Source organism: Candidatus Streptomyces philanthi (assembly GCF_059553635.1).
In genome coordinates this window covers 1-1426 of record NZ_JCANQV010000595.1, presented here as the reverse complement: position 1 = coordinate 1426, position 1426 = coordinate 1, and the positions used below count along the sequence as shown (strand labels likewise).

Below are 1426 nucleotides of genomic sequence, written 5' to 3'. Positions count from 1 at the left end.
CGGCAGCGGCCGCCCTCACCGTGATCGGCGCCGGCGCGGCAGCGGTGGCGGCCGGCCGGTACGCGGGGGCCGTCGCCCTCAGACCGTCGCCCGACCACCCCCTGCCCGGCGACCCCCGCCTCACCGTGCACAATGCCACCGACGGCCGCATCACCCTCACCCGCAGCCTCGCCTCCCTGCGCCCCGGCTTCTACGGGCTCACCGGGGGCGGCTGCCACGCCGTCGTCGGCCCCCTGGTCACCGACGTCCCGCACTCCGCCGACACCGTCGTGCGGCGGCTGGAACGCGTCACCCACGGCAGCCTCACCCCCGGCGCCCGGATGCGGCTCACCCCGCAGGTGCACCTGGGCAACCCCCGCGACGCCCTCGGCCTGGAGTGCGCCGACGCCGACGTCCCCGGCGAACTCGGCGCCCTGCCCGCGTGGTTCGTCCCCGGCCTGCGCGACACCTGGGTCATCACCGTCCACGGCCTGGGCACCACCCGCGAGCACCCGATGGTCGTCCTGCGCCTCCTGCACCGCCTGAAGTTCCCCGTCCTCGACCTCGCCTACCGCAACGACGTCGGCGCCCCCCAGACCACCGACCGCCTCCACCACTTCGGCGACACCGAGTGGCGCGACCTGGACGCCGCGATCCGCTACGCCGTCCGCTACGGCGCCCGCGACGTCATCCTCCACGGCTGGTCCACGGGCGCCACCATGGCGCTGCGCGCCGCCACCCGCTCCCCCCTGCGCGACCGGATCAGCGGCCTCGTCCTGGACTCCCCGGTCCTCGACCGGCACGCCACCGTCCGGGCGCTGGCCGTCGCCCGGGGCGTGCCGCGCGCCCTGCTGCCCCTGGTCGTCCGCGCCGCCGAGGGCCACACCGGACTCCCCGTCGACCGGCCCGCCGACGCCGTCGACCCCGCCGAGCTGACCGTCCCCACCCTGCTGGTGCACGGTCCCGGCGACACCCTCGCCCCGTGGGCCGCCTCCCGGGCGTTCGCCGCGCGCCGCCCGCGGCTGGTCACCCTCAGCGCTGTATCACACGCCCCGCACGCCGCGATGTGGAACGTGGACCCCGCCGCCTACGAGGAGACCCTGCGCCGCTTCCTCGTCCCGCTGATGTAGAAGCACCCCGAACGTCCCGAACGGCACTCTCGTACCGGTGTCCGGACGCCGAACAGGGGGACAACTCCCCACAACCGGGATGGGTCGCCGGAGCGGTGCGCGACGATCACGCCGCATCCCGCCGTCCGATTGGGTTTTCGGGCCGTCAGCGGCAAGACTGCTCCTGTGACGTCCCGTACACCGCGCGACTCCCGGCTCCGACTCGTTCCCCGACAACCGATTGCGGCCGCCCGACGGGCGGTCACCACCCGGGCCGCCCGGCCGGCCCCGCGCCCTCCCGAGGGCATCCCGACACCCGCCGAACTCGCGCGTCAGGC

The 1426-nt window shown here is 76.1% G+C and carries 1 protein-coding gene; it reads left to right on the top strand.

From position 1 onward, the window contains the following. A partial coding sequence (locus tag AC51EU_RS30490; RefSeq protein ID WP_496270327.1) for an alpha/beta hydrolase occupies positions 1-1109 on the top strand: 1109 nt, incomplete at its 5' end. Positions 1110-1426 lie beyond the last annotated feature (317 nt).